Below are 19357 nucleotides of genomic sequence, written 5' to 3' on the forward strand. Positions count from 1 at the left end.
ACCGGTGAACCTCATTTCGACTGCTGGACTTCGATCGAGGTCCAGCAGTCGAGTTGAAGTTCGCTGGTTGGCGGGTTTGAATCCGGGGGCGCGTCACGAAGGGTCCGGCGACCGAGCCTGCCAAACCGTCGGGTGGTAGGTCCGTGGATCTCATCGCGCCCGGTGTTCAGATGTTCTGCGAACCGTCGGAGTATGTCGGGTCGGCGGTTGATGTGTTCGGGGTTGGGTGGTGCGCCGGGTTCAGGGTTGAGTCGCCAGGCGCAGCGGCCTTCGTCGGGTCCGTTGCGGACCACCCGGGTGGTGTATTGGCCGGGCCGGTGCCGGACGGCTCCGCAAGAAGCATCCGACTTCCGACGCGCGTCACTAGCTGAACAGCGACGCCGAACCCAGCACCCGGCTCACGCTGATCTCGATCACGACGCGGCGCGGGTTCGGCCTGGGCTCCCGGTATCGCTGCGCGTAGCGCTGCTCGGCCTCGCGCACGCGCTCGGGCTCACGACTCACCGTCGCGGGTCCCTCCAGGGTCAGCCATCGCGGGCCGTCGACGTTGGTGACAGCCGCGTAGCCACCACGCTCGGTGTTGCGGACCTTCTGATTGCCGTCCGAGGTGATGACCCGCGCCAGACCGGCATCGGGATCCCAGGTGAACCCGACGGCCACGGCGTGGGGGGTGCCGTCGGCGCGCAGTGTGGTGAGGGTCCCGAGGTGGCGTTCGACGAGGAAGGCGAGCGCATCGGGCCCGAGATCGGCGGCGGTACGAGGCATGACACCAAACTAGCCGCGACGCCGCACACGGTCGGTCGCGGGGCCGATGCGATACTGGCAGCCATGGCGTCACGCAGCAGATGGGCATCAGCGCGTCCGGACACCGACCCGGCCGGTGCCCTCGTGCTGTTCGGCGGCCGCAGCGAGATCGGCGTCGCCACCGCGGCGCGCCTCGCATCCGGGCGGACCGTCGTCCTGGCGGCCCGCCGTCCCGACGACCTCGCGGCCGAGTCCGCACGACTGCTCGACGCCGGTGCAACCGAGGTACACACCGTCGCCTTCGACGCGAACGACACCGACAGCCATCCAAGGCTCGTCGAGTCGTTGGCGCAGCGACACGGGCCGATCGGGATCGCGATCATCGCGTTCGGCATCCTCGGCGACCAGGCTCGCGCCGAAACCGATGTGGCGCATGCACTTCAGATCGCCCACACCGACTACTACGCCCACATCAGCGTGCTCACCCCGCTTGCTTCGGTACTGCGCGCGCAGGGCTCCGGAACCATCATCGTCTTCTCCTCGGTCGCCGGTGTCCGGGTGCGCCGCGCGAATTACGTCTACGGGTCGACCAAGGCGGGTCTCGACGGATTCGCGAGCGGACTCGCGGATGCGCTGCACGGCACCGGCGCTCGCCTGCTGCTGGCCCGCCCGGGCTTCGTGATCGGCGCGATGACCCGCGACCTGATGGCCTCGGGGGTCAAACCGGCCCCGCTGTCGCGGGATGCCGAGCAGGTCGCCGACGCGGTGGCACACGCCTATCGCATGGGCCGCGGTGAGGTCTGGATCCCCGGGACGTTGCGTCCGTTGTTCTTCGGGATGCGACTGCTGCCGCGTGCCGTGTGGCGGAGACTTCCCCGATGACGTCTCCGGACACCGAAGTCACGTCGTCTGTCCCGTCCGAGTTCGTCCCATCGGAGTTCGTGGTGGTCGGGATCGGCGCCGACGGTTGGTCCGGTCTGGGTGAGACCGTCCGCGACGAACTCCGCCGCGCTCGCGTGATCTACGGCGCTGCGCGGCAACTGGCGCTCCTCGACGGCGCGGTGCCCGAACTGGACGCCGAACTGCGACCGTGGCGGTCGCCGATGTCTGAACACCTCGCAGAAGTGGTCGAGAGCGAGGCCGCGGACGCCGTTCACCCGGACACGATCCACATCCTGGCGAGCGGCGACCCGATGTTCCACGGCGTCGGTGCGAGCATCATCGCGCGCGTCGGTGCCGACCGGGTACGGGTGTATCCGGCAGTGTCGAGCGCGAGCCTCGCCTGTGCGCGTCTGGGCTGGGACCTCGCCACGACCCGGATCGTCAGTGCGGTGCGCGCCGAGCCGGGCGTGGTGCTCGGCGAGGTCACCGACGGGGCTCGCGTACTTCTCTTGAGCCGCGACGAGACCACACCCGCCGCACTCGCCGGCATCCTGGTCGACGCCGGTTTCGGTGCGTCCACGATGACCGTCCTCGAGCAGCTCGGTGGGCCCGCCGAACAGATCGCCACCGGTACGGCCGAGACCTGGCGCCGCCGGGCCGGGGACCCGCTCAACATCGTCGCCGTCGACTGCGTCGGACCCCGCCGGTCCCGGCTCCCGGGCCGGCCGGACGACACCTATGAACACGACGGTCAGATCACCAAGTCGACGATCCGTGCCCTCTCCGTGTGCGCGTTGGAACCGGCCGGCGCGCAGCTCCTCTGGGACATCGGGGCCGGGTCGGGCAGTGTGACGATCGAGTGGTTGCGCGCGGACGACCGGGGAGTGGTCGTCGCCTTCGAACGCGATCCCGATTGCGCTGATCGATTGCGACGCAACGCCACCCGACACGGGGTGGCGCATCGGCTCTCGGTGCGGGGCCCGGCTCCCGACGGCCTGTCCGACGCACCGCAACCGGATGCCGTCTTCATCGGTGGCGGACTGGACGAGGAGATCCTCTCGCTCGTCTGGACCAGGCTGCCGGACTCGGGGCGGCTCGTCGTGAACGCGGTGACCGTGGAGAACCAGACGCTCGTCACGCGCTGGCACGCCCGACACGGCGGTGACCTACGACGCCTGTCGGTCGAAAAGGTGGCACCGCTCGGCACGATGCACACCTGGCGCCCCGCGCTGCCGATCGTGCAGTGGGCCGTCGCGAAGACGGCACCCCACGCTGCCGCCGCGGATTCGACGGAGGCGCTCCGTTGACCGTCTACTTCATCGGGGCCGGCCCGGGTTCGCCCGATCTCATCACGGTGCGCGGAGCGCGGCTGCTGGGGGAGTGCCAGACCTGCGTCTATGCCGGGTCACTGGTGCCCTCGGAACTGCTCGACCTGTGTCCCGACGGTGCCGAACTGATCGACACCGCCCGGATGCCGTTGTCGGACATCATCGATGTCATCGCGGCGGCCGTCGGCAAGGGGCACGACGTGGCCCGCCTCCACTCCGGTGACCTCTCCGTGTACTCGGCGATGTCCGAGCAACAGCGTGAGCTGACCGCGCGCGGAATCGATCACGAGATCGTGCCCGGTGTCCCGGCGTTCGCGGCTGCCGCGGCGGCACTCGACACCGAACTCACCATCCCCGGTGTCGGCCAGAGCCTGCTGATCACGAGGGTCTCCACCCTGTCGACGGACATGCCGCCGGGGGAGGACCTCGCGACCCTGGCCCGGACGGGGGTGACACTCGCGCTGCATCTCGCAGCCCATCGGGCCGAGGAGATCGTGGCGGCGCTCACCCCGCACTACGGCGATGACTGCCCTACCGCCACAGTCGCTTTCGCCAGTCGGGAGAACGAGCAGATCGTACGGTGTCCGCTCAACCGGTTGCCCGAGGCCCTCGACGCCGCCGACATCCGGAGGACCGCGGTCATCTTCGTCGGTCACGTGCTCGGTCCTTGCCGGTCGGACGTCACCGACAGCTATCTGTACTCGCATGCGCGGATGACCAAACTCCGCGCTGATCGCCACTCGACGTCGTGACCGACCAGAGCCCGCCGGATCCTGTCCCGCACGTCCTGATCCTCGGCGGGACCGGGGAGGCGCGAGCGCTCGCCTCGACCCTCGCCGACACCGACATCGCGTTCATCAGTTCCCTCGCCGGCCGGGTGAAACACCCCCGCCTACCGGTCGGGCCGGTGCGCATCGGCGGGTTCGGCGGATCCGACGGGCTCCGGGAGTGGTTGCAGAGCAACCGCATTCAGGCAGTGGTCGACGCGACCCATCCATTTGCCGCGACGATCACCCGCAATGCGGCGCGAGCCACCGCCGATGCGGGTGTGCCGCTGCTGCGCCTGCGTCGCGATCCGTGGGTGCCCGGCGACACCGACACGTGGACACGCGTGCCCGACCTCCCCGCCGCCGCGCGTGAAGTGGCCGCCCGCGGCAGACGTGTCTTCCTGACCACCGGCCGCCAGGACGTCGGTGTCTTCGCGGGGATCGATTCGGCGTGGTTCCTGATCAGGGTCGTCGACGCCCCGACCGGAGCGCTTCCGCCGCATCACGAGGTGCTGCGCTCGCGGGGGCCCTATGACCACCGGTCGGAGCGAGAGCTGCTGCGGAACAACGACATCGATCTGCTGGTCACGAAGAACAGCGGCGGAACGCTGACCTCGGCCAAGCTGGCGGCCGCGGCCGAACTCGGGATCGCGGTCATCATGGTCGACCGGCCCGCCGAACCCGACACGCCGGTCGTCTCAGATGTCGGTGCCGCCCGGAACTGGCTCGAGGAGCTGTTCGGCTGACTGATCGGCGGTGTGATCGTCGCTGTCGACCGGGTGGTGACTGCGCGGTGTGAACACCAACGTTCCGGCCGCGCGCGGCGCGACCCTTGTGGCCGACGACCCGATGATGATCATCGTGCGCATGTCGACGACCGCGGGATCGAAGTCCGCGACCGTGGTGGTGGTGAGTTGCTGCTCCGGACCACCGACGTCCCGTCCGAGGATGACGACGCGATCGGGCGACACCGTCTGCGAGAGAGTGTGTTTGAGGGCCCCGACCTGCCAGGTGCGGCTCGCCGAGCCCGGGTTGTAGATGGCGATCACCAGGTCGGCGCCGAGTGCGGCTCGGATGCGCCGTTCGATGACCGACCACGGCTTCAACCGGTCGGAGAGCGAGATGATCGCGAAGTCATGCCCGAGGGGCGCTCCCACGGCAGCGGCGACCGCGGTCGCCGCCGTGACGCCGGGCACCACACGGACGGGCACCTCGTGCCACCGGGGCTGTGCGGCGACCTCGGCGACCGCGGCGGCCATCGCGAAGACGCCGGGATCACCGGACGAGACGACGACGACGCGAGCGCCGCGTCGAGCGAGGTCGAGCGCGAACTCGGCCCGCTCGGCCTCGACCCGGTTGTCGCTGGCGTGTACTCGCTGCCCCGGCCGCGGGGTGACGCGCTTGAGATAGGTGGTGTAACCGACGAGGTCGGTGGCCGTGGCCAGCTCCGCGCGGACCTCCGGGGTGGTCCAGCTGTCGTGACCCGGTCCGAGCCCCACGACGACGAGCTCACCGGGGACGGGCTCCGGTTCGAACATCGGGTTGTTGCGGCGTCCCGGGACGACGAGGATCGAGAAGTACGGCACCTCTGCGGGATTCACGTCGGCGGCCGGCAACACCCGCTCGACGGTCGTCGACGCGCGTTCGACGTAGAAGGCCTCGTCGAGACGCCCGGCCTCGCGGAGGGCGTCGCGCACCCGCTCGAAGGTCCGACCGAGTTTCATGACCACGATCGCGTCCGCGGACCGGAAACGGAAGAGCAGCTCCGAGGTCGACGCGGTACCGGGCACGACGGTCAGCGTCTCCTCGCCCTCGACGAGGGGGACCCCGGTCGCCGCGGACGCCGCGCTCACCGAGGTGACGCCGGGCACGATTTCGGCGTCGAAATGCGGTGCCAGGCGTTTGTGCATGTGCATGTAGGAGCTGTAGAAAAGCGGATCGCCCTCGGCGAGCAGGACGACATCGCGGCCCGCGCGCAGGTGCACCGCGAGACGTTCGGCGCTCTCGGCGTAGAAGTCGTCGAGAGCGCCCTGATACCCGCCGGGGTGGTCGGTCGTCTCGGTGGTGACCGGGTACATGAGACGTTCCTCGGTCTGGCCGTCGCGCAGGTAGGGTTCGGCCACCGATCGCGCGATGCTGTTGCCGTGTCGCGCCGAGTGATACGCGATCACGTCCGCGGTGCTGATCAGGCGGGCGGCCTTGACGGTCATCAGCTCGCTGTCACCCGGGCCGAGCCCGATGCCGTAGAGCGTGCCCGGACGTGACTCCCGTCCGGCCGCTGCGGTGCTGTCAGAGTTCATGGGGTCCACCATCATTCCTGCGGGGTCGCGAGCGCGTTGACCGCGGCCGCGGTGATCGCCGATCCACCACGCCGACCCGTGACCGTGATGAATTCGAGGTCGTCGCGTTCGGCCAGTGCCGCGCAGGATTCGACCGCGCCGACGAAACCGACGGGTGCCCCGACGACGGCGGCGGGACGCGGTGCGCCGTCGTCGATCATGTCCAGGAGCGCGAACAGTGCGGTCGGCGCGTTGCCGATCGCGACCACGGCACCTTCCAGGCGCGGCCGCCAGAACTCCAGTGCCGCAGCGGTCCTCGTGGTTCCCATCTTCTCGGCGAGGGCTGGGAGGGTGGGTTCGGACAGGTGGCAGAGCACCTCGTTGTCCGCGGGGAGACGCTTGCGCGTGATCCCGGACGCCACCATGTTGGCGTCGCAGAGGATCGGGGCGCCGGCTTCGAGGGCACTGCGCGCGGCGGTCACGACGCCGGGCGTCGCGACCACGTCGCGCGTCAGGTCGGTCTGGCCGCACGCGTGGATCATGCGGACGACAACGGTCGCGACGTCGGGTGCGAACGCGGAGAGGTCGGACTCGGCGCGGATCGTGGCGAAGGACTGGCGGTAGATCGCGGCGCCGTCACGCAGGTACTCGGTCATGGTGGGAACGAGCCTAACGGCGCCGCCGTTCGTATCCGCCGTCGGGCGTGGCCTGCACCGACAGGTGCGATTCGGCCGGCGACCCGCAGCCACGGGCGCAGCCCACCCAGTGTTCACGCTCCTCGACGGGGTCGCCGTCCTGCACCCGGGCCACCAGGTCGTCCCGGACCGGCGCATGCGCGGACGAGCAACCCGGGGCTCCGACGCAGCAGCTGACCTGGGCCCATGGCGAAGCGGCGTCGAAGATCAGACCCATCGGTGCGAGCACGCGGACGACGGTCTCGGCCACGCCTTCGCCGAGGTCGCACAGGAGGATCTCGCGGTCGGGGGTGAACACGACCGGCGCCTGCACGGCCGCGATGAATTCCGCCAGCCGGGCCGGCAAGCGTCCGAGTTCGACGACCGCGCCGAGCAGCACCGCGCCGTCGTCCTGGTCGAACCAGCCGACGATCGGTTCCTCCGAGGCGACCTGTGCCGCGTCCGGGTCGGCCCCGATGACGGGATCCAGCGTCGGGGCGATGATTTCCGCGAGCCGGCGCCGGGAGTCGTCGTCGAGGTCGCGGACCCGCCAGGCGCCGGGCGAGACCTCGCCCAGACCCGCGGCCACCGCGATGAGCGCGCGCACGATCGCCTCCGTACCGGTGGCCGATCCGACGGCCGTCCCGCCGATGAGGACGTCTGCGGCCAGGGGAGTGTCGCTCCGGATCATCGCGCACGCGTCGGGTCGTCGTCCGGCGATGTCACCGCGCCCGTCGTCGATGCCGAACAGGAACCGGCCGGACAGGGTGGCCGCGGCCGGGTCGGCCCGCAGGGCGTCGTCGAGGGCCGCGGCGAGCGGACGCGCGTCGGCGACGCCGCCGATGCGACCGGTCAGGGGGCTGAGCTCGATGTTGCGCACCTTGTCGTGGCTGCTGCTCGGCGCGAGCCCGGCGGCGACGACGGCCTGCGCGACGGCTTCGACGTCGGTGATCCCGCGCAGTTGGAGGTTGCCGCGCACCGTCAGTTCCAGGTGCCCGTCGGCGTGGTCGGCGGCGGCCCGGGCGAGCGTCTCCAGCTGGTCCGGACGGATCCGTCCGCCCGGCAGCCGGACACGGGCCAGCGCGCCGTCGGCCGCCGGGTGCGTGTCGAAGACCCCTGGGCAACGGTCGGTGGCGGCCCGGGCTGGCTGGTTCATCCCACCAGCCTACGACCGGCGGGCGCGGTGGCCGTAGGCTGAACGCACCGCGAGCGGGCTGAAGCCGGTGCGATTCCGGCGCGGTCGCGCCACTGTGACCGGGGGTCGGCATCGGCCGGACATCCGGAAGTCAGACCAGTCCCTCGCACTGCACCCGCCACCCACGGCACCGACACGCACCGGGCGCGACAACCCGGCGAGGAGACACGATGATCCTGCTGCTCTCGACCTCGGACACCGACCTGCTCACGGCCTCGGCTGCCGACGAGGGCAGCGCGTTGCCCGATGCGTCGGTGTCCTACCGCGGCGCGAATCCGTCTCGCATCCTGATCGAGGACATCCCGCGTCTCGCCGCCGACGCCGACCTCATCGTCGTGCGCATCCTGGGCGGTGTACGCGCCTGGGAGGACGGGCTGGCTGCGGTCGAGGCGACCGGCAAGCCGCTCGTCGTCTGTTCCGGTGAGCAGCAGCCCGACCCCGATCTGATGGCGCACTCCACCGTGCCCTCCGGCGTCGCCGCCCAGGCCCACGACTATCTCGCCGCGGGCGGGGTCGCCAACCTCGTGAACCTGCACCACTTCCTATCCGACACCGTCCTGCTGACCGGCAACGGTTTCGAACTCCCGCAGCAGACCCCCGCGTGGGGCGTGCTCGAACGTTCCTCGCGCCCCGAGGCTTCTGCGCTGCCTGACGTTTCTCCGCTCCCTGAGGCTTCGGCTTTGCTCCCTGAGGTGCGAGGAGCGCAAGCCGCCGGGCCGAGCGAGCGACGAAGGAGCGCGTCGAGGTCGACGAGCCACGAAGGGCCCGACGCCCCGACCATCGCGGTCCTCTACTACCGCGCCCAGCACCTGGCGGGCAACACGCGGTACATCGCTGCGCTGTGCGATGCGATCGAGGACCGCGGGGCCCGCGCGCTGCCGATCTTCTGCGCGTCGCTGCGGACCGCCCCCGACGACCTCCTCGAACTGCTCGGTACCGCCGACGCCCTCGTGGTCACGGTGCTGGCCGCCGGTGGCGCCACGCCGGCCACCGCATCGGCCGGCGGCGACGACGAGGCGTGGAACATCGAACGGCTGGCCGCCCTCGACATCCCGATCCTGCAGGGTCTCTGCCTCACCGGGTCCGCGCGGACTGGGAGGACAGCGATGACGGCCTGTCGCCACTCGACGTCGCCACCCAGGTGGCGGTGCCCGAGTTCGACGGCCGCATCATCACCGTGCCGTTCTCCTTCAAGGAGTTCGACGACGACGGATTGCCGTGGTACCAGCCGGATCTCGAACGCTGCGCACGGGTGGCGGGGATCGCCACCGCGCACGCCCGGCTGCGCCGGACAGCGGCTGCGGACAAGCGGATCGCGGTCATGCTGTCGGCCTACCCGACCAAGCACGCCCGGATCGGCAACGCCGTCGGTCTCGACACGCCGCGAAGCCTGCTGCGCCTGCTCGCCGCGATGCGCGACGCCGGCTACGACATCGGCCCGGAGGTCGGCCCAGACGCGATCCCTGGTCTCGCCGAGGACGATTCGGATGCGCTGATCCACCAGATCATCGCCACCGGTGGTCAGGATGCCGACTGGCTCACCGAGGAGACCCTCGCCGCCAACCCGATCCGCCTGTCGGCGCGCGAATACCGGTCGTGGTTCGACACCCTGCCCGAGGGGCTGCGCTCGGCGGTCACCGAACACTGGGGACCCGCACCGGGCGACCTGTTCGTCGACCGCACGCACAATCCTGACGGCGACATCGTCATCGCGGCACTGACTTTCGGCAACGTCGCGATCATGGTTCAGCCGCCGCGCGGGTTCGGCGAGAACCCGGTCGCGATCTACCACGACCCGGATCTGCCGCCGTCGCACCACTATCTGGCCTCGTACCGGTGGATCGCGGCGCACGACAACGGCTTCGGCGCCGACGCCATCGTGCACGTCGGCAAACACGGCAACCTCGAGTGGCTGCCCGGCAAGAACCTCGGCATGTCGGCGGACTGCGGGACCGACGCCGCCCTCGGCGACCTCCCGCTCGTCTACCCGTTCCTGGTGAACGACCCGGGTGAGGGGACGCAGGCCAAGCGCCGCGCTCATGCGGTTCTCGTCGACCATCTGATCCCGCCGATGGCACGCGCCGAGTCCTACGGCGACATCGCCCGGCTGGAACAGCTGCTCGACGAGCACGCCAACATCTCCGCCCTCGACCCGGCGAAGCTGCCCGCGATCCGCCAGCAGATCTGGACACTGCTGACCGCGGCGAAGATGGACTCCGATCTCGGGCTCACCGAACGGCCCGACGAAGAGGTCTTCGACGACATGCTGCTGCACGTCGACGGGTGGCTGTGCGAGATCAAGGACGTGCAGATCCGTGACGGGCTGCACGTGCTCGGCGAGCCCCCGCGCGACGACGCCGAGGTCGACCTGGTGCTCGCCATGTTGCGCGCGCGTCAGCTCTGGGGTGGCACGTCCGCGCTGCCCGGCCTGCGCGAGGCCCTCGGACTCGTCGAGGACGGATCGGCCGAGCGTGGTTCCGTCGACGCCGTCGAGGCCCAGGCCCGCGAACTCGTCGCCGCCTGCGCGAAGGATGACTGGTCGACCGAAGCGGTTGCCGCGGCCACCGCGGGACTGCCCAGCGCGGTCGGGGATGTGCTCACCTTCGCGGCGACCGAGGTCGTCCCGCGCCTGCGTCAGACGACCGGCGAGGTTCCGCGGGTGCTGCACGCACTGGACGGCGGGTTCATCCCGGCCGGACCCAGCGGGTCACCGCTGCGCGGGCTGATCAACGTGCTGCCGACCGGACGCAACTTCTACTCGGTCGACCCGAAGGCCGTGCCCTCACGGCTGGCGTGGGAGACCGGCCGCGCGATGGCCGACTCCCTTCTCGAGCGTTATTTGACCGACCACGGCGAATACCCGGCGTCGGTGGGGCTGTCGGTGTGGGGGACCAGCGCCATGCGCACCTCGGGTGACGACGTCGCCGAGGTGCTCGCGCTGCTCGGGGTCATGCCGGTGTGGGACGAGATGTCGCGGCGGGTCTCCTCGCTCGAGCTCATCGGCCTCGAGGAACTCGGACGTCCCCGCATCGATGTCACCGTCCGCATCTCTGGCTTCTTCCGGGATGCCTTCCCGCACGTCGTCACCATGCTCGACGACGCGGTCGCGCTCGCCGCGGCCGCTGACGACGAGTCCGACGAGCAGAACTTCGTCGCGGCACACGTGCGCGCCGCGATGTCCGAGCACGGCGACCGGCGTCGGGCCGTGACACGTGTCTTCGGTTCCAAGCCCGGCACCTACGGCGCCGGCATCCTGCAACTCATCGACTCACGGGACTGGCGCAGCGATGAGGACCTGGCCCGCGTCTACACCGAGTGGGGCGGTTACGCCTACGGACGCGACCTCGACGGGGTGCCCGCGGTCGACGACATGCGCGCCGCGTACAAGCGGATCGCCGTGGCGGCCAAGAACACCGACACCCGCGAACACGACATCGCCGACTCCGACGACTACTTCCAGTACCACGGCGGCATGGTCGCGACCGTTCGCGCTTTGACTGGTTCCTCGCCGGAGGCCTACATCGGCGACAGCACCCGCCCCGACTCCGTCCGCACCCGCACGCTGTCGGAGGAGACCAGCCGGGTGTTCCGCGCCCGCGTCGTCAACCCGCGCTGGATCTCGGCCATGCAGCGCCACGGATACAAGGGGGCCTTCGAGATGGCTGCCACCGTCGACTATCTCTTCGGTTACGACGCCACCACCGACGTCGTCGCCGACTGGATGTACGAGAAGCTCACCGAGTCCTATGTCCTCGACGAGACGAACCAGCAGTTCATGCAGCAGTCCAACCCCTGGGCGTTGCACGGCATCGCCGAACGTCTCCTCGAGGCCGTCGAACGCGACATGTGGCGCGAACCGCCGGCCGAGCTCCTCGACGCCCTCCGCACCGTCTACCTCCAGACCGAGGGCGACATCGAGGGCCGCGGCGAGGACGCCTCTGCCGGCTGAGCCGCCCACCGCTGGTTGAGCCGCCCACCGCTGGTTGAGCTTGTCGAAACCACCCCCCGGGACAAAACCGCGTCGTCGTTCGTTGTCCACGCAGACCCTGACGTCAACGGGTGCCGAAAGGGCGCCGAAGGACAGGTGAAGCATCATGGCTCTCCGCTGGTTCGCGGCCTACGCCGTGCTGGAGATCGCCGCGTTCGTCGCGATGGTCATGACCCTCGGATTCGGCTGGGCGGTGCTCATCAGCCTCGCCGCCGTGGTCCTCGGATTTGTCGTCCTGCGCTGGCAGGGCGGCAAGGTCTTCGACGAGCTGCGCCGCGCGTCGCGAAACGAGGTCGACGCCCGCGCCCCGCTGGCCGACACCGCGCTCGTCGCCGTGTCGACCATCCTTTTGGTCGTCCCGGGCGTCGTGTCGACCGTGGCCGGGACCCTGCTGCTGTTCCCGCCCACCCGTCGGGTGATGCGTCCGGCCGTCGCCGCGGTGGGTGCCCGCCGTGTGGCGACCGCGATGGACCGGGCCGGGATGTATGCCACCGGTGTCTACGGCGCAGGACGTGGCGTGACCGTCGTCGAGGGTTCCGTCGTGGAATCCGACACGTCCGAGCCGGGGTCGCCGTCGGCGCCGCCGCACACCCGGGGCCTACCGCAGGGCCGCTGAACAGGTCCTGATCAGCCGACGGTCGGCACCACGCCGCCCGCGCCACCGACACGCACGCATCCGGACCGCTCGCCACCCTCCTCCGACGGCAAGGCACACTGAACGATCGTGGCAACCCAACTGCTCCTCGGCGGCGCCGTGTACTCGCCGGCGGCCCCCGACGCGACCGCGATGGCCGTGACCGACGGAATCGTCGTCTGGGTCGGGACCGACGACGTCGGCCGCGCACTCCATCCCGACGCCGAGGTCATCGACCTCGACGGGCACTTCGTCAGTCCCGGGTTCGTCGACTCCCACGTCCACCTGACGTCCACCGGGCTCGGACTCGACGGCCTCACCCTGAACGAGGCGTCGAGCCGCACGCACTGCCTGCGGCTGGTGGAGAAGGCCGTGGCCGCCGAATCCGCCCATGACGGAGGCGACCTAATCTGGGGTCTCGGCTGGGACGACTCGACCTGGGCGGGCGCCGAACCCGACGACGGTCGCTTCCCGACGACCACCGAGCTCGACGCCGTCGTCGGGACCAGGCCGGTCTACCTCGCCCGGATCGACGAGCACTCCGCGGTGGCATCCACCGCGCTACGACGCCTGATCCCGGACCTGGCCGACGCCGTCGGGTATCACCCGGAGGAGCCGCTGGTCGCCGAGGCCCACCATCTCGTCCGGGGCGCGGCCCGTCTTCTGGTCACCGCGGCGCATCGCGAACGTGCGCAACGCCGCGCGCTCGACGGGGCCGCCGCCCACGGGGTGGTGGCCGTGCACGAGAACGGCGGACCGGACATCAGCGGCATGGACGACTTCCTCGCGCTCGCCGAACTCGACCATCCCGTCGAGATCCGGCGCTATTGGGGCCAGGCCGTCACCGACGCCGACCACGCCCGCGAACTGATGTCGATCACCCGGGCCGATGCCCTGGGCGGTGACCTGTTCATCGACGGTGCCATCGGCTCCCACACCGCGTGGCTCTCGGAGCCATACACCGACGATCCGCACACCAGCGGTATCAGCTACCTCGACCCCGACCAGATCCGCGATCACCTGCGCGCCTGCACGATCGCGGGCATCCAGGCGGGCTTCCACGTCATCGGCGACGCCGCGACCGGTGTGGTCGTCGGCGCACTCGCCGAACTCGCCGACGAACTCGGCACGCCCGCGCTCGCACGCTGTGCGCACCGGCTCGAACACGCCGAGATGGTCACCGCCGCCGACGCCGAGGTCCTCGCGCGCTGCGGCGTCATCGCCAGCATGCAACCGTTGTTCGACGCGGAATGGGGCGGTCCGGGCGACCTGTACGACGCCCGTCTCGGCGCGAGCCGCGCGGCCACCCTCAACGACTTCGCGATGCTGGCCAAAACCGGTGTCGCCCTGTCGTTCTCGTCAGACGCGCCGGTGACGGCCATCGACCCGTGGTCGACCATCCGGGCCGCCGTGCACCATCATCAGCCGACCAACGCGATCTCGGCGCGCGGCGCGTTCGCCGCGACGACCCGCGGCGGTTGGCGGGCCGGGGGAGTCAACGACGGTGTCACCGGGACCCTGACGCCCGGCGCCCCGGCGAGTTACGCGGTGTGGGAAGTCGATGACCTCGTCGTCGCCGGATCCCACGAGAAGGTCCAGCGGTGGTCGACCGATCCGCGGTCGCGGGTGCCCGCGCTGCCGGACGTCTCACCGGGGGCCGCGCTGCCGCGCTGCGTACGCACCGTGCATCGCGGACGGACCCTGTACGACCGGGACGCCGGGTGAGTCCCCCGCGGGTCTCCCGATCCCGGATCTCAGCGTCCTGGCTCGCACGTACCGGGACCGCCGCCGCCGCGGGTGTCGCGATGTGGGCTGCGTTCCCACCGCGCAACTGGTGGTTCCTCGCGGTCCTCGGCCTCGGCCTGTTGTTCGCCGCACTCCTCGTCGGGTCGCCCCGGGTGCGCACCGGCGGGTGGATCGGCTTCGTCTTCGGGCTGGCGTTCTTCGTGCCGCTGTTGCCGTGGATCGGCGTCTACGTCGGTCCGCTCCCGTGGCTCGCCCTGGCCGCGGTGCTCGCCGCCTACCTCGCGCTGTTCGGCGCGATCGCCACCCTGACGATGCGGCTTCCGGTGCCTCCGGTGTGGTTCACGCTGTCGTGGGTGCTCGTCGAAGCGCTCCGTTCCGCCTTTCCGTTCGGCGGGTTTCCCTGGGGGAGAACCGCATTCAGTCAGGTCGACGGACCGCTGCTGCCGCTGGCCTCGGTGCTCGGCGCGCCGGGGTTGTCAGCAGGTGTCGCACTGTTCGGCTCCGCGGTCGCCTGGCTGCTCGTGATCCTCACCCGGGCGTACCGGCGCACGACGACCGCCTCCGACCCCGAGCACGCCGACGGTCCGGGACCGTCCACCGAACGTTCCTCGGGCGTGGTGCGCATCGCGACCGCCGCGGTGGCCATCGCGCTGCTCGCACCGATCGCGGCCATCGCGGCGACCCCCGCCAGCCTCGACCGCAACATCGCGACGTCCTCGGCCCGGATCGGTGCCATCCAGGGCAATGTCCCGCGACTGGGTCTGGATTTCAACGCCCAGCGGCGCGCTGTCCTCGACAATCACGTCCGCACGACGATGTCCCACGGCCGGGCGATCGACACCGGGCAGACCGAGCAGCCCGACTTCGTCCTGTGGCCGGAGAACGCCTCGGACATCTCGCCGCTGGACAACGCAGACGCGGCCGCCGGGATCACCGCGGCCTCCGAGGCCGTCGACGCGCCGATCCTGGTCGGCACGCTCATCCGCAACCCCGATGGCCGACCCACCAATTCGGTCCTGGTCTGGGACGGCGCGCAGGGCCCGGTCGACCGCTACGACAAGCACATCGTCCAGCCGTTCGGCGAATACCTCCCGTGGCGGCCGTTCTTCCGCCTGTTCTCGTCGTATGCGGACATGGCCGGAGACCTCCGCCCCGGCACCGGACCCACGGTGGTCGATGTGCCCGGTCGCTCGGGGACGGTGACCGTCGGTGTCGCGACCTGCTGGGAGGTCGCCTTCGATCGGGCCGCTCGGCAATCCGTCCGGGACGGCGCGCAGATGCTGTTCGTGCCCACCAACAACGCGACCTTCGGCCGGACCGAGATGACCTACCAGCAGTTGGCCATGTCACAGGTCCGGGCCGTCGAACACGGGCGGTCCGTGGTCGTCGCGGCCACCAGTGGGGTGAGCGCCGTCATCGAGCCGGACGGATCCATCAGCCAACAGTCCGGCATATTCACCGCGGACGTGCTGACCGGGCGTCTGCCGCTCCATGAGGACACGACTCTCGCGACCCGCCTGGGCCCCTGGCCGGAGGTGGTCGCGATCATCGCCGCGGTGGCCGGGCTTTTGTTTGCGCTGCGCTCGCGTACTAGGTTCTCACTCAGGCCACGCAGGGTCGCCGCACGGGCGACCGGTGACACGAAGGAGCTCGATGGCATCGGGGATTGACGCCACGGCAGGGCAGCGGCGGCCCGACGACGCGCCGCAACGCGTGGTCGGCGCCGACGGCACGGGCGCACTCGTCGTCGTGCCGACGTACAACGAGCGCGACAACCTGCCGCTCATCATCGGACGTCTACAGGACGTGCTGCCAGGGGCGCATGTCCTCGTGGTCGACGACTCGAGCCCGGACGGCACGGGCGATGTCGCCGACGACCTTGCTCGCGCCGACGCGGCGACCCGGGTCCATGTCATGCACCGCGTCGACAAGGACGGCCTGGGCAAGGCGTACCTCGCCGGCTTCGCGTGGGGACTCGACCGCGACTACGCCGTCATCGTCGAGATGGACGCCGACGGCAGCCACGCACCCGAGCAGCTGCACCGCCTGTTCGACGCCGTCAACGACGGCGCGGATCTCGTGATCGGGTCCCGCTATGTCCCGGGCGGCAAGCTGGTGAACTGGCCGAAGCGCCGGGAGTTCCTCTCCCGCGGTGCCAACACCTATGCCCGTCTGGCTCTCGGTGCGGGCGTCCGCGACATCACCGCCGGGTTCCGCGCCTATCGCCGCATCGTGCTGGAGAAGATCCAGCTCGACACCGTCGAGTCCGCGGGTTACTGCTTCCAGATCGACCTGGCGTGGCGCACGGTGCGTGCCGGCTTCGACGTCCGGGAGGTACCGATCACCTTCACCGAACGTGAGATCGGGGTGTCCAAGATGAGCGGCGGCGTGATGTCCGAGGCGTTCACGATGGTCGCCCGCTGGGGAGTCCAGAGCCGCCTCGAGCGCTGGGGACTCGTCCGGACGCGATGATCCGCTGAGCAGACGAACAGACCCGGCAGGATGTCCTGCCGGGTCTGTTCGGTTCCGGGCGTCGGGCGCCGCGGGTGTCAGTTGGTGATGCCCTTGCGCCGCTGCTTGAGCAGGTCGAGGCGCTCGTTGAGCAGCACTTCGAGCTCTTCCTCGCTGCGACGCTCGAGGAGCATGTCCCAGTGCGTACGCGGCGGCTTGGTCTTCTTCTCCTCGGGCTCGGCGCCCTCGAGGATGGTGCCTTCCATGCCGTTCTTGCACGGCCACTTCGACGGGACCTCCGCGTCGTCGGCGAACGGCACGTCGAAGATCTCGCCGTTGTCGGTGCGGTACTGGACGATGCGTCGCGGCGCGAGGTCGTGGTCACGATCGGTCTCGTAGCTCACCGCGCCGAGGCGGCTACCCCGAAGTACTCGATCTGCCATGAAGGGTTCCTCTCAACTTCGTCGGATCTCCCGGTCTGCCGGGAGATCTCTGTTGCATTCCAGGATCGCGCGCAACGCTGCGCACGACTTTCGGGTCGTCAACAGGAACATTCTACGCGCATTCCTGCGTGGGTTCGCCACCGGCGACGACCCGTGTTGTCCAACCCGCTCGGCGGGGCCGCCGCCGGGAGCGCAGCGAGCGGGGCGAGTGTGTGCCGCCGCCGGGAGCGCAGCGAGCGGGGCCGGTCGTGACAGCGGTACGGTCTCGGTGTGGAACCAGGCACTACGCACGGCGTACAAACGGGCGCATCGCGTCGGCGTCGGCCGTACGCCTGCGCCTGGTGCGGCCGCACGATGGTGGACTCCGAGATGGGGCGTCGGCGGAAGTACTGCAAGCGATCGTGCAGGCAGCGTGCTTACGAGCAGAGAACGCTGCTGGAGGGCACATCCATTCCCGACGACGCGGTGATTCTCTCCTCGGCGGAGGCCGCCGACTTCGGCGACCGGATGTTCGCGCTGCGGTGCGCCGCGGAGGACCTCGGCACCGCGGTGGCCGAAGGTGCCGAACACGACGTGCTGGCCGACCTCACCGACACTCTGCTCGAACTCGCGCGGGAAGCCGAGAAGCTGCGGTGACCGCGCGCATCTTCGCGCCCTCGCTCGTCGTCACGCTCGTGGCCCTGGTCGTCGCCTACCTCTACCTCGGCTGGACCGGCCTCGCCCTGTGCGCCATCCTCGGCGTGCTCGAGGTGTCCCTGTCGTTCGACAACGCGGTCATCAACGCGACGATCCTCGAACGGATGAGCGCGTTCTGGCAGAAGATGTTCCTCACCGTCGGCGTGCTCATCGCCGTGTTCGGCATGCGTCTCCTGTTCCCGCTGGTCATCGTGTGGATCACCGGAGGTCTCAACCCCGTCGAGGCGCTCGACCTGGCGATGAACCCGCCGCCCGAAGGGCAGACGCATTTCGCCGACGGTCAACCCAGCTACGAGACGATCCTCACCGAGGCCCACCCGCAGATCGCGGCGTTCGGCGGCATGTTCCTCCTGCTCCTGTTCCTCAACTTCGTGCTCACCGAGCGCCCGCAGACCTGGCTCACGTGGCTCGAGAAGCCGCTCGCCACGCTCGGCAAGCTCGACCAGCTCGCGGTCGTACTGGCCGCCCTGGCTCTGGTTCTCACCGCCGAGTTCCTGGCGCCGGACGAGAGCCGCGCGACCGTCCTGATCGCCGGAATCCTGGGCATGGTCACCTACATCACCGTCGACGGGCTCAGCTCGCTGTTCATGGCCGAGCCGGAATCGGACGAGCCGGAATCAGACGCGACGGAATCAGGCGGGCCCGGATCACACAGGTCCGGATCGAACGGCTCCGGTCCGCACCCGGTCACCGTGGCCACTGGCAAGGCCGGGTTCTTCCTTTTCCTCTATCTCGAGCTCCTGGACGCGTCGTTCTCCTTCGACGGGGTGATCGGCGCCTTCGCCATCACCTCCGACCCGATCATCATCGCGTTGGGGCTCGGATTCATCGGCGCGATGTTCGTGCGGTCCATCACGATCTACCTTGTCCGCAAGGGCACGCTGGGGGAGTACCGCTACCTCGAACACGGTGCGCACTGGGCCATCGGCGCGCTGGCCGCAATCCTGTTGATCAGCATCGAGATCGAGATCAACGAGGTGATCACGGGGCTCGTCGGCGTGGCGTTCATCGGCGCGTCGCTCGCCAGCAGCATCCGCGCGAACCGGCGCGAAGCGCGTGCCGGGACCGGCGATCGACTGGCGGTCTGAGCTTCTCCGCGGCCGTCCTCGAACGTGCGATGAACATCTGCGGGACCTTTGGAATCAGCATGGGCCGCCTGCTGTCTTCTGTCGGTCGACAGGTGTAGAAATGACGACGTCGGTGACGCGTGTCACGCAGGAGCCGAAGCCGAGTGGCTCCGCGACACAGGTCCGGGTTTCAGGTCGAAAACGCAGATTCGGTGGTCTTCATGGACAGCAAACAGCAGCAGATGATCCAGTTCGAGACGGACTGGTACTCCCTGGGCGGGGGCTCCTCCCGGCAGATCGTCGAGGAGTTCGGCCTCACCGATCGGGACTTCTTCTCCCAGGTCGACCGCCTCGTCGACACCGACCCGCCGTCGGGATTGACCGCTGCGGAGCTGCGCCGCATGCGCCAGGTCATCCGGCGTCGGCTGTGGATGGCCCGCTGATCCCAGCCCGCGCGCGGCTC

General features: G+C 70.0%; 16 protein-coding genes, 2 pseudogenes and 1 riboswitch. Of the genes and pseudogenes, 12 read left to right on the forward strand and 6 right to left on the reverse strand.

The window, feature by feature from the left end; all coding sequences use genetic code 11:
• Window positions 1-11: 11 nt before the first annotated feature.
• Together QAD21_RS11935 and QAD21_RS11940 are read right to left on the reverse strand one after the other, a co-directional pair.
• Window positions 12-317: pseudogene (locus QAD21_RS11935) on the reverse strand (HNH endonuclease); the annotation flags it as partial.
• Window positions 318-363: 46 nt separating this feature from the next.
• Window positions 364-765 (reverse strand): PPOX class F420-dependent oxidoreductase, encoded by a 402-nt coding sequence (locus QAD21_RS11940; protein ID WP_078112421.1) that lies wholly within the window; start codon window positions 763-765, stop codon window positions 364-366.
• Between the two features lie 63 nt (window positions 766-828).
• Here QAD21_RS11940 and QAD21_RS11945 point away from each other — a divergent pair, with 63 nt between their 5' ends.
• From QAD21_RS11945 to QAD21_RS11960, 4 genes are read left to right on the forward strand one after another with little or no spacing between them, the layout of a single operon-like run.
• Entirely contained in the window at window positions 829-1626 is a 798-nt protein-coding gene (locus QAD21_RS11945) for an SDR family NAD(P)-dependent oxidoreductase (protein ID WP_171011679.1), read from the forward strand.
• Window positions 1623-2933: a precorrin-6y C5,15-methyltransferase (decarboxylating) subunit CbiE gene (cbiE, locus tag QAD21_RS11950; RefSeq protein WP_280361535.1), complete on the forward strand. Its 1311-nt coding sequence runs from the start codon at window positions 1623-1625 to the stop codon at window positions 2931-2933. Before QAD21_RS11945 ends, cbiE begins: the two co-directional genes overlap by 4 nt.
• Window positions 2930-3706, forward strand: a complete 777-nt coding sequence (cobM, locus tag QAD21_RS11955; protein WP_137810632.1) for a precorrin-4 C(11)-methyltransferase — start codon at window positions 2930-2932, stop codon at window positions 3704-3706. The genes cbiE and cobM overlap by 4 nt, the downstream gene beginning before the upstream one ends.
• Entirely contained in the window at window positions 3703-4467 is a 765-nt protein-coding gene (locus tag QAD21_RS11960; RefSeq protein WP_137810631.1) for a cobalt-precorrin-6A reductase, read from the forward strand. The genes cobM and QAD21_RS11960 overlap by 4 nt, the downstream gene beginning before the upstream one ends.
• Here QAD21_RS11960 and QAD21_RS11965 read toward each other — a convergent pair.
• The 3 genes from QAD21_RS11965 to cobG are packed head-to-tail and all read right to left on the reverse strand — an operon-like array spanning window position 4420 to window position 7830.
• Entirely contained in the window at window positions 4420-6021 is a 1602-nt protein-coding gene (locus QAD21_RS11965; protein ID WP_137810630.1) for a precorrin-2 C(20)-methyltransferase, read from the reverse strand. The two genes, QAD21_RS11960 and QAD21_RS11965, sit on opposite strands and share 48 nt — an antisense overlap.
• Window positions 6022-6032: 11 nt before the next feature.
• Entirely contained in the window at window positions 6033-6656 is a 624-nt protein-coding gene (locus tag QAD21_RS11970) for a precorrin-8X methylmutase (RefSeq protein WP_137810629.1), read from the reverse strand.
• A 13-nt stretch (window positions 6657-6669) separates the two neighbouring features.
• Window positions 6670-7830: a precorrin-3B synthase gene (gene cobG, locus QAD21_RS11975; RefSeq protein WP_137810628.1), complete on the reverse strand. Its 1161-nt coding sequence runs from the start codon at window positions 7828-7830 to the stop codon at window positions 6670-6672.
• 60 nt (window positions 7831-7890) lie between these two features.
• Window positions 7891-7968: riboswitch (cobalamin riboswitch) on the forward strand.
• 71 nt (window positions 7969-8039) lie between these two features.
• Here cobG and QAD21_RS11980 point away from each other — a divergent pair.
• From QAD21_RS11980 to QAD21_RS12000, 5 genes and pseudogenes are all read left to right on the forward strand, one after another.
• Window positions 8040-11818 (forward strand): annotated as a pseudogene (locus QAD21_RS11980) (cobaltochelatase subunit CobN).
• A gap of 145 nt (window positions 11819-11963) precedes the next feature.
• Complete coding sequence (locus QAD21_RS11985) at window positions 11964-12473, forward strand: FxsA family protein (RefSeq protein ID WP_280361539.1); 510 nt, start codon at window positions 11964-11966, stop codon at window positions 12471-12473.
• 108 nt (window positions 12474-12581) lie between these two features.
• Window positions 12582-14216: an amidohydrolase gene (locus QAD21_RS11990; protein WP_280361541.1), complete on the forward strand. Its 1635-nt coding sequence runs from the start codon at window positions 12582-12584 to the stop codon at window positions 14214-14216.
• The gene (gene lnt, locus QAD21_RS11995; RefSeq protein ID WP_280361543.1) at window positions 14213-15907 is read left to right on the forward strand and encodes an apolipoprotein N-acyltransferase; all 1695 of its coding nucleotides are present in this window, start codon (window positions 14213-14215) and stop codon (window positions 15905-15907) included. Before QAD21_RS11990 ends, lnt begins: the two co-directional genes overlap by 4 nt.
• Entirely contained in the window at window positions 15891-16709 is an 819-nt protein-coding gene (locus tag QAD21_RS12000) for a polyprenol monophosphomannose synthase (protein WP_280361554.1), read from the forward strand. The genes lnt and QAD21_RS12000 overlap by 17 nt, the downstream gene beginning before the upstream one ends.
• A 77-nt stretch (window positions 16710-16786) precedes the next feature.
• Here QAD21_RS12000 and QAD21_RS12005 read toward each other — a convergent pair whose 3' ends face one another.
• On the reverse strand, window positions 16787-17131 hold the full coding sequence (locus QAD21_RS12005; protein ID WP_058250448.1) for an RNA polymerase-binding protein RbpA: 345 nt from the start codon (window positions 17129-17131) through the stop codon (window positions 16787-16789).
• A 354-nt stretch (window positions 17132-17485) separates the two neighbouring features.
• Between QAD21_RS12005 and QAD21_RS12010 the strand changes: the two genes are divergently transcribed.
• The 3 genes from QAD21_RS12010 to QAD21_RS12020 all read left to right on the forward strand — a co-directional run bounded on the left by QAD21_RS12010 (window position 17486) and on the right by QAD21_RS12020 (window position 19337).
• Window positions 17486-17767, forward strand: a complete 282-nt coding sequence (locus QAD21_RS12010; protein ID WP_065632033.1) for a hypothetical protein — start codon at window positions 17486-17488, stop codon at window positions 17765-17767.
• Window positions 17764-18915: a DUF475 domain-containing protein gene (locus QAD21_RS12015; protein WP_226513286.1), complete on the forward strand. Its 1152-nt coding sequence runs from the start codon at window positions 17764-17766 to the stop codon at window positions 18913-18915. The genes QAD21_RS12010 and QAD21_RS12015 overlap by 4 nt, the downstream gene beginning before the upstream one ends.
• A gap of 200 nt (window positions 18916-19115) precedes the next feature.
• On the forward strand, window positions 19116-19337 hold the full coding sequence (locus tag QAD21_RS12020; protein WP_065632045.1) for a DUF3263 domain-containing protein: 222 nt from the start codon (window positions 19116-19118) through the stop codon (window positions 19335-19337).
• Window positions 19338-19357 lie beyond the last annotated feature (20 nt).

Origin of the sequence: Gordonia sp. SMJS1 (assembly GCF_029866425.1) — a bacterium.
GTDB classification, from domain to species: Bacteria; Actinomycetota; Actinomycetes; order Mycobacteriales; family Mycobacteriaceae; genus Gordonia; species Gordonia hongkongensis.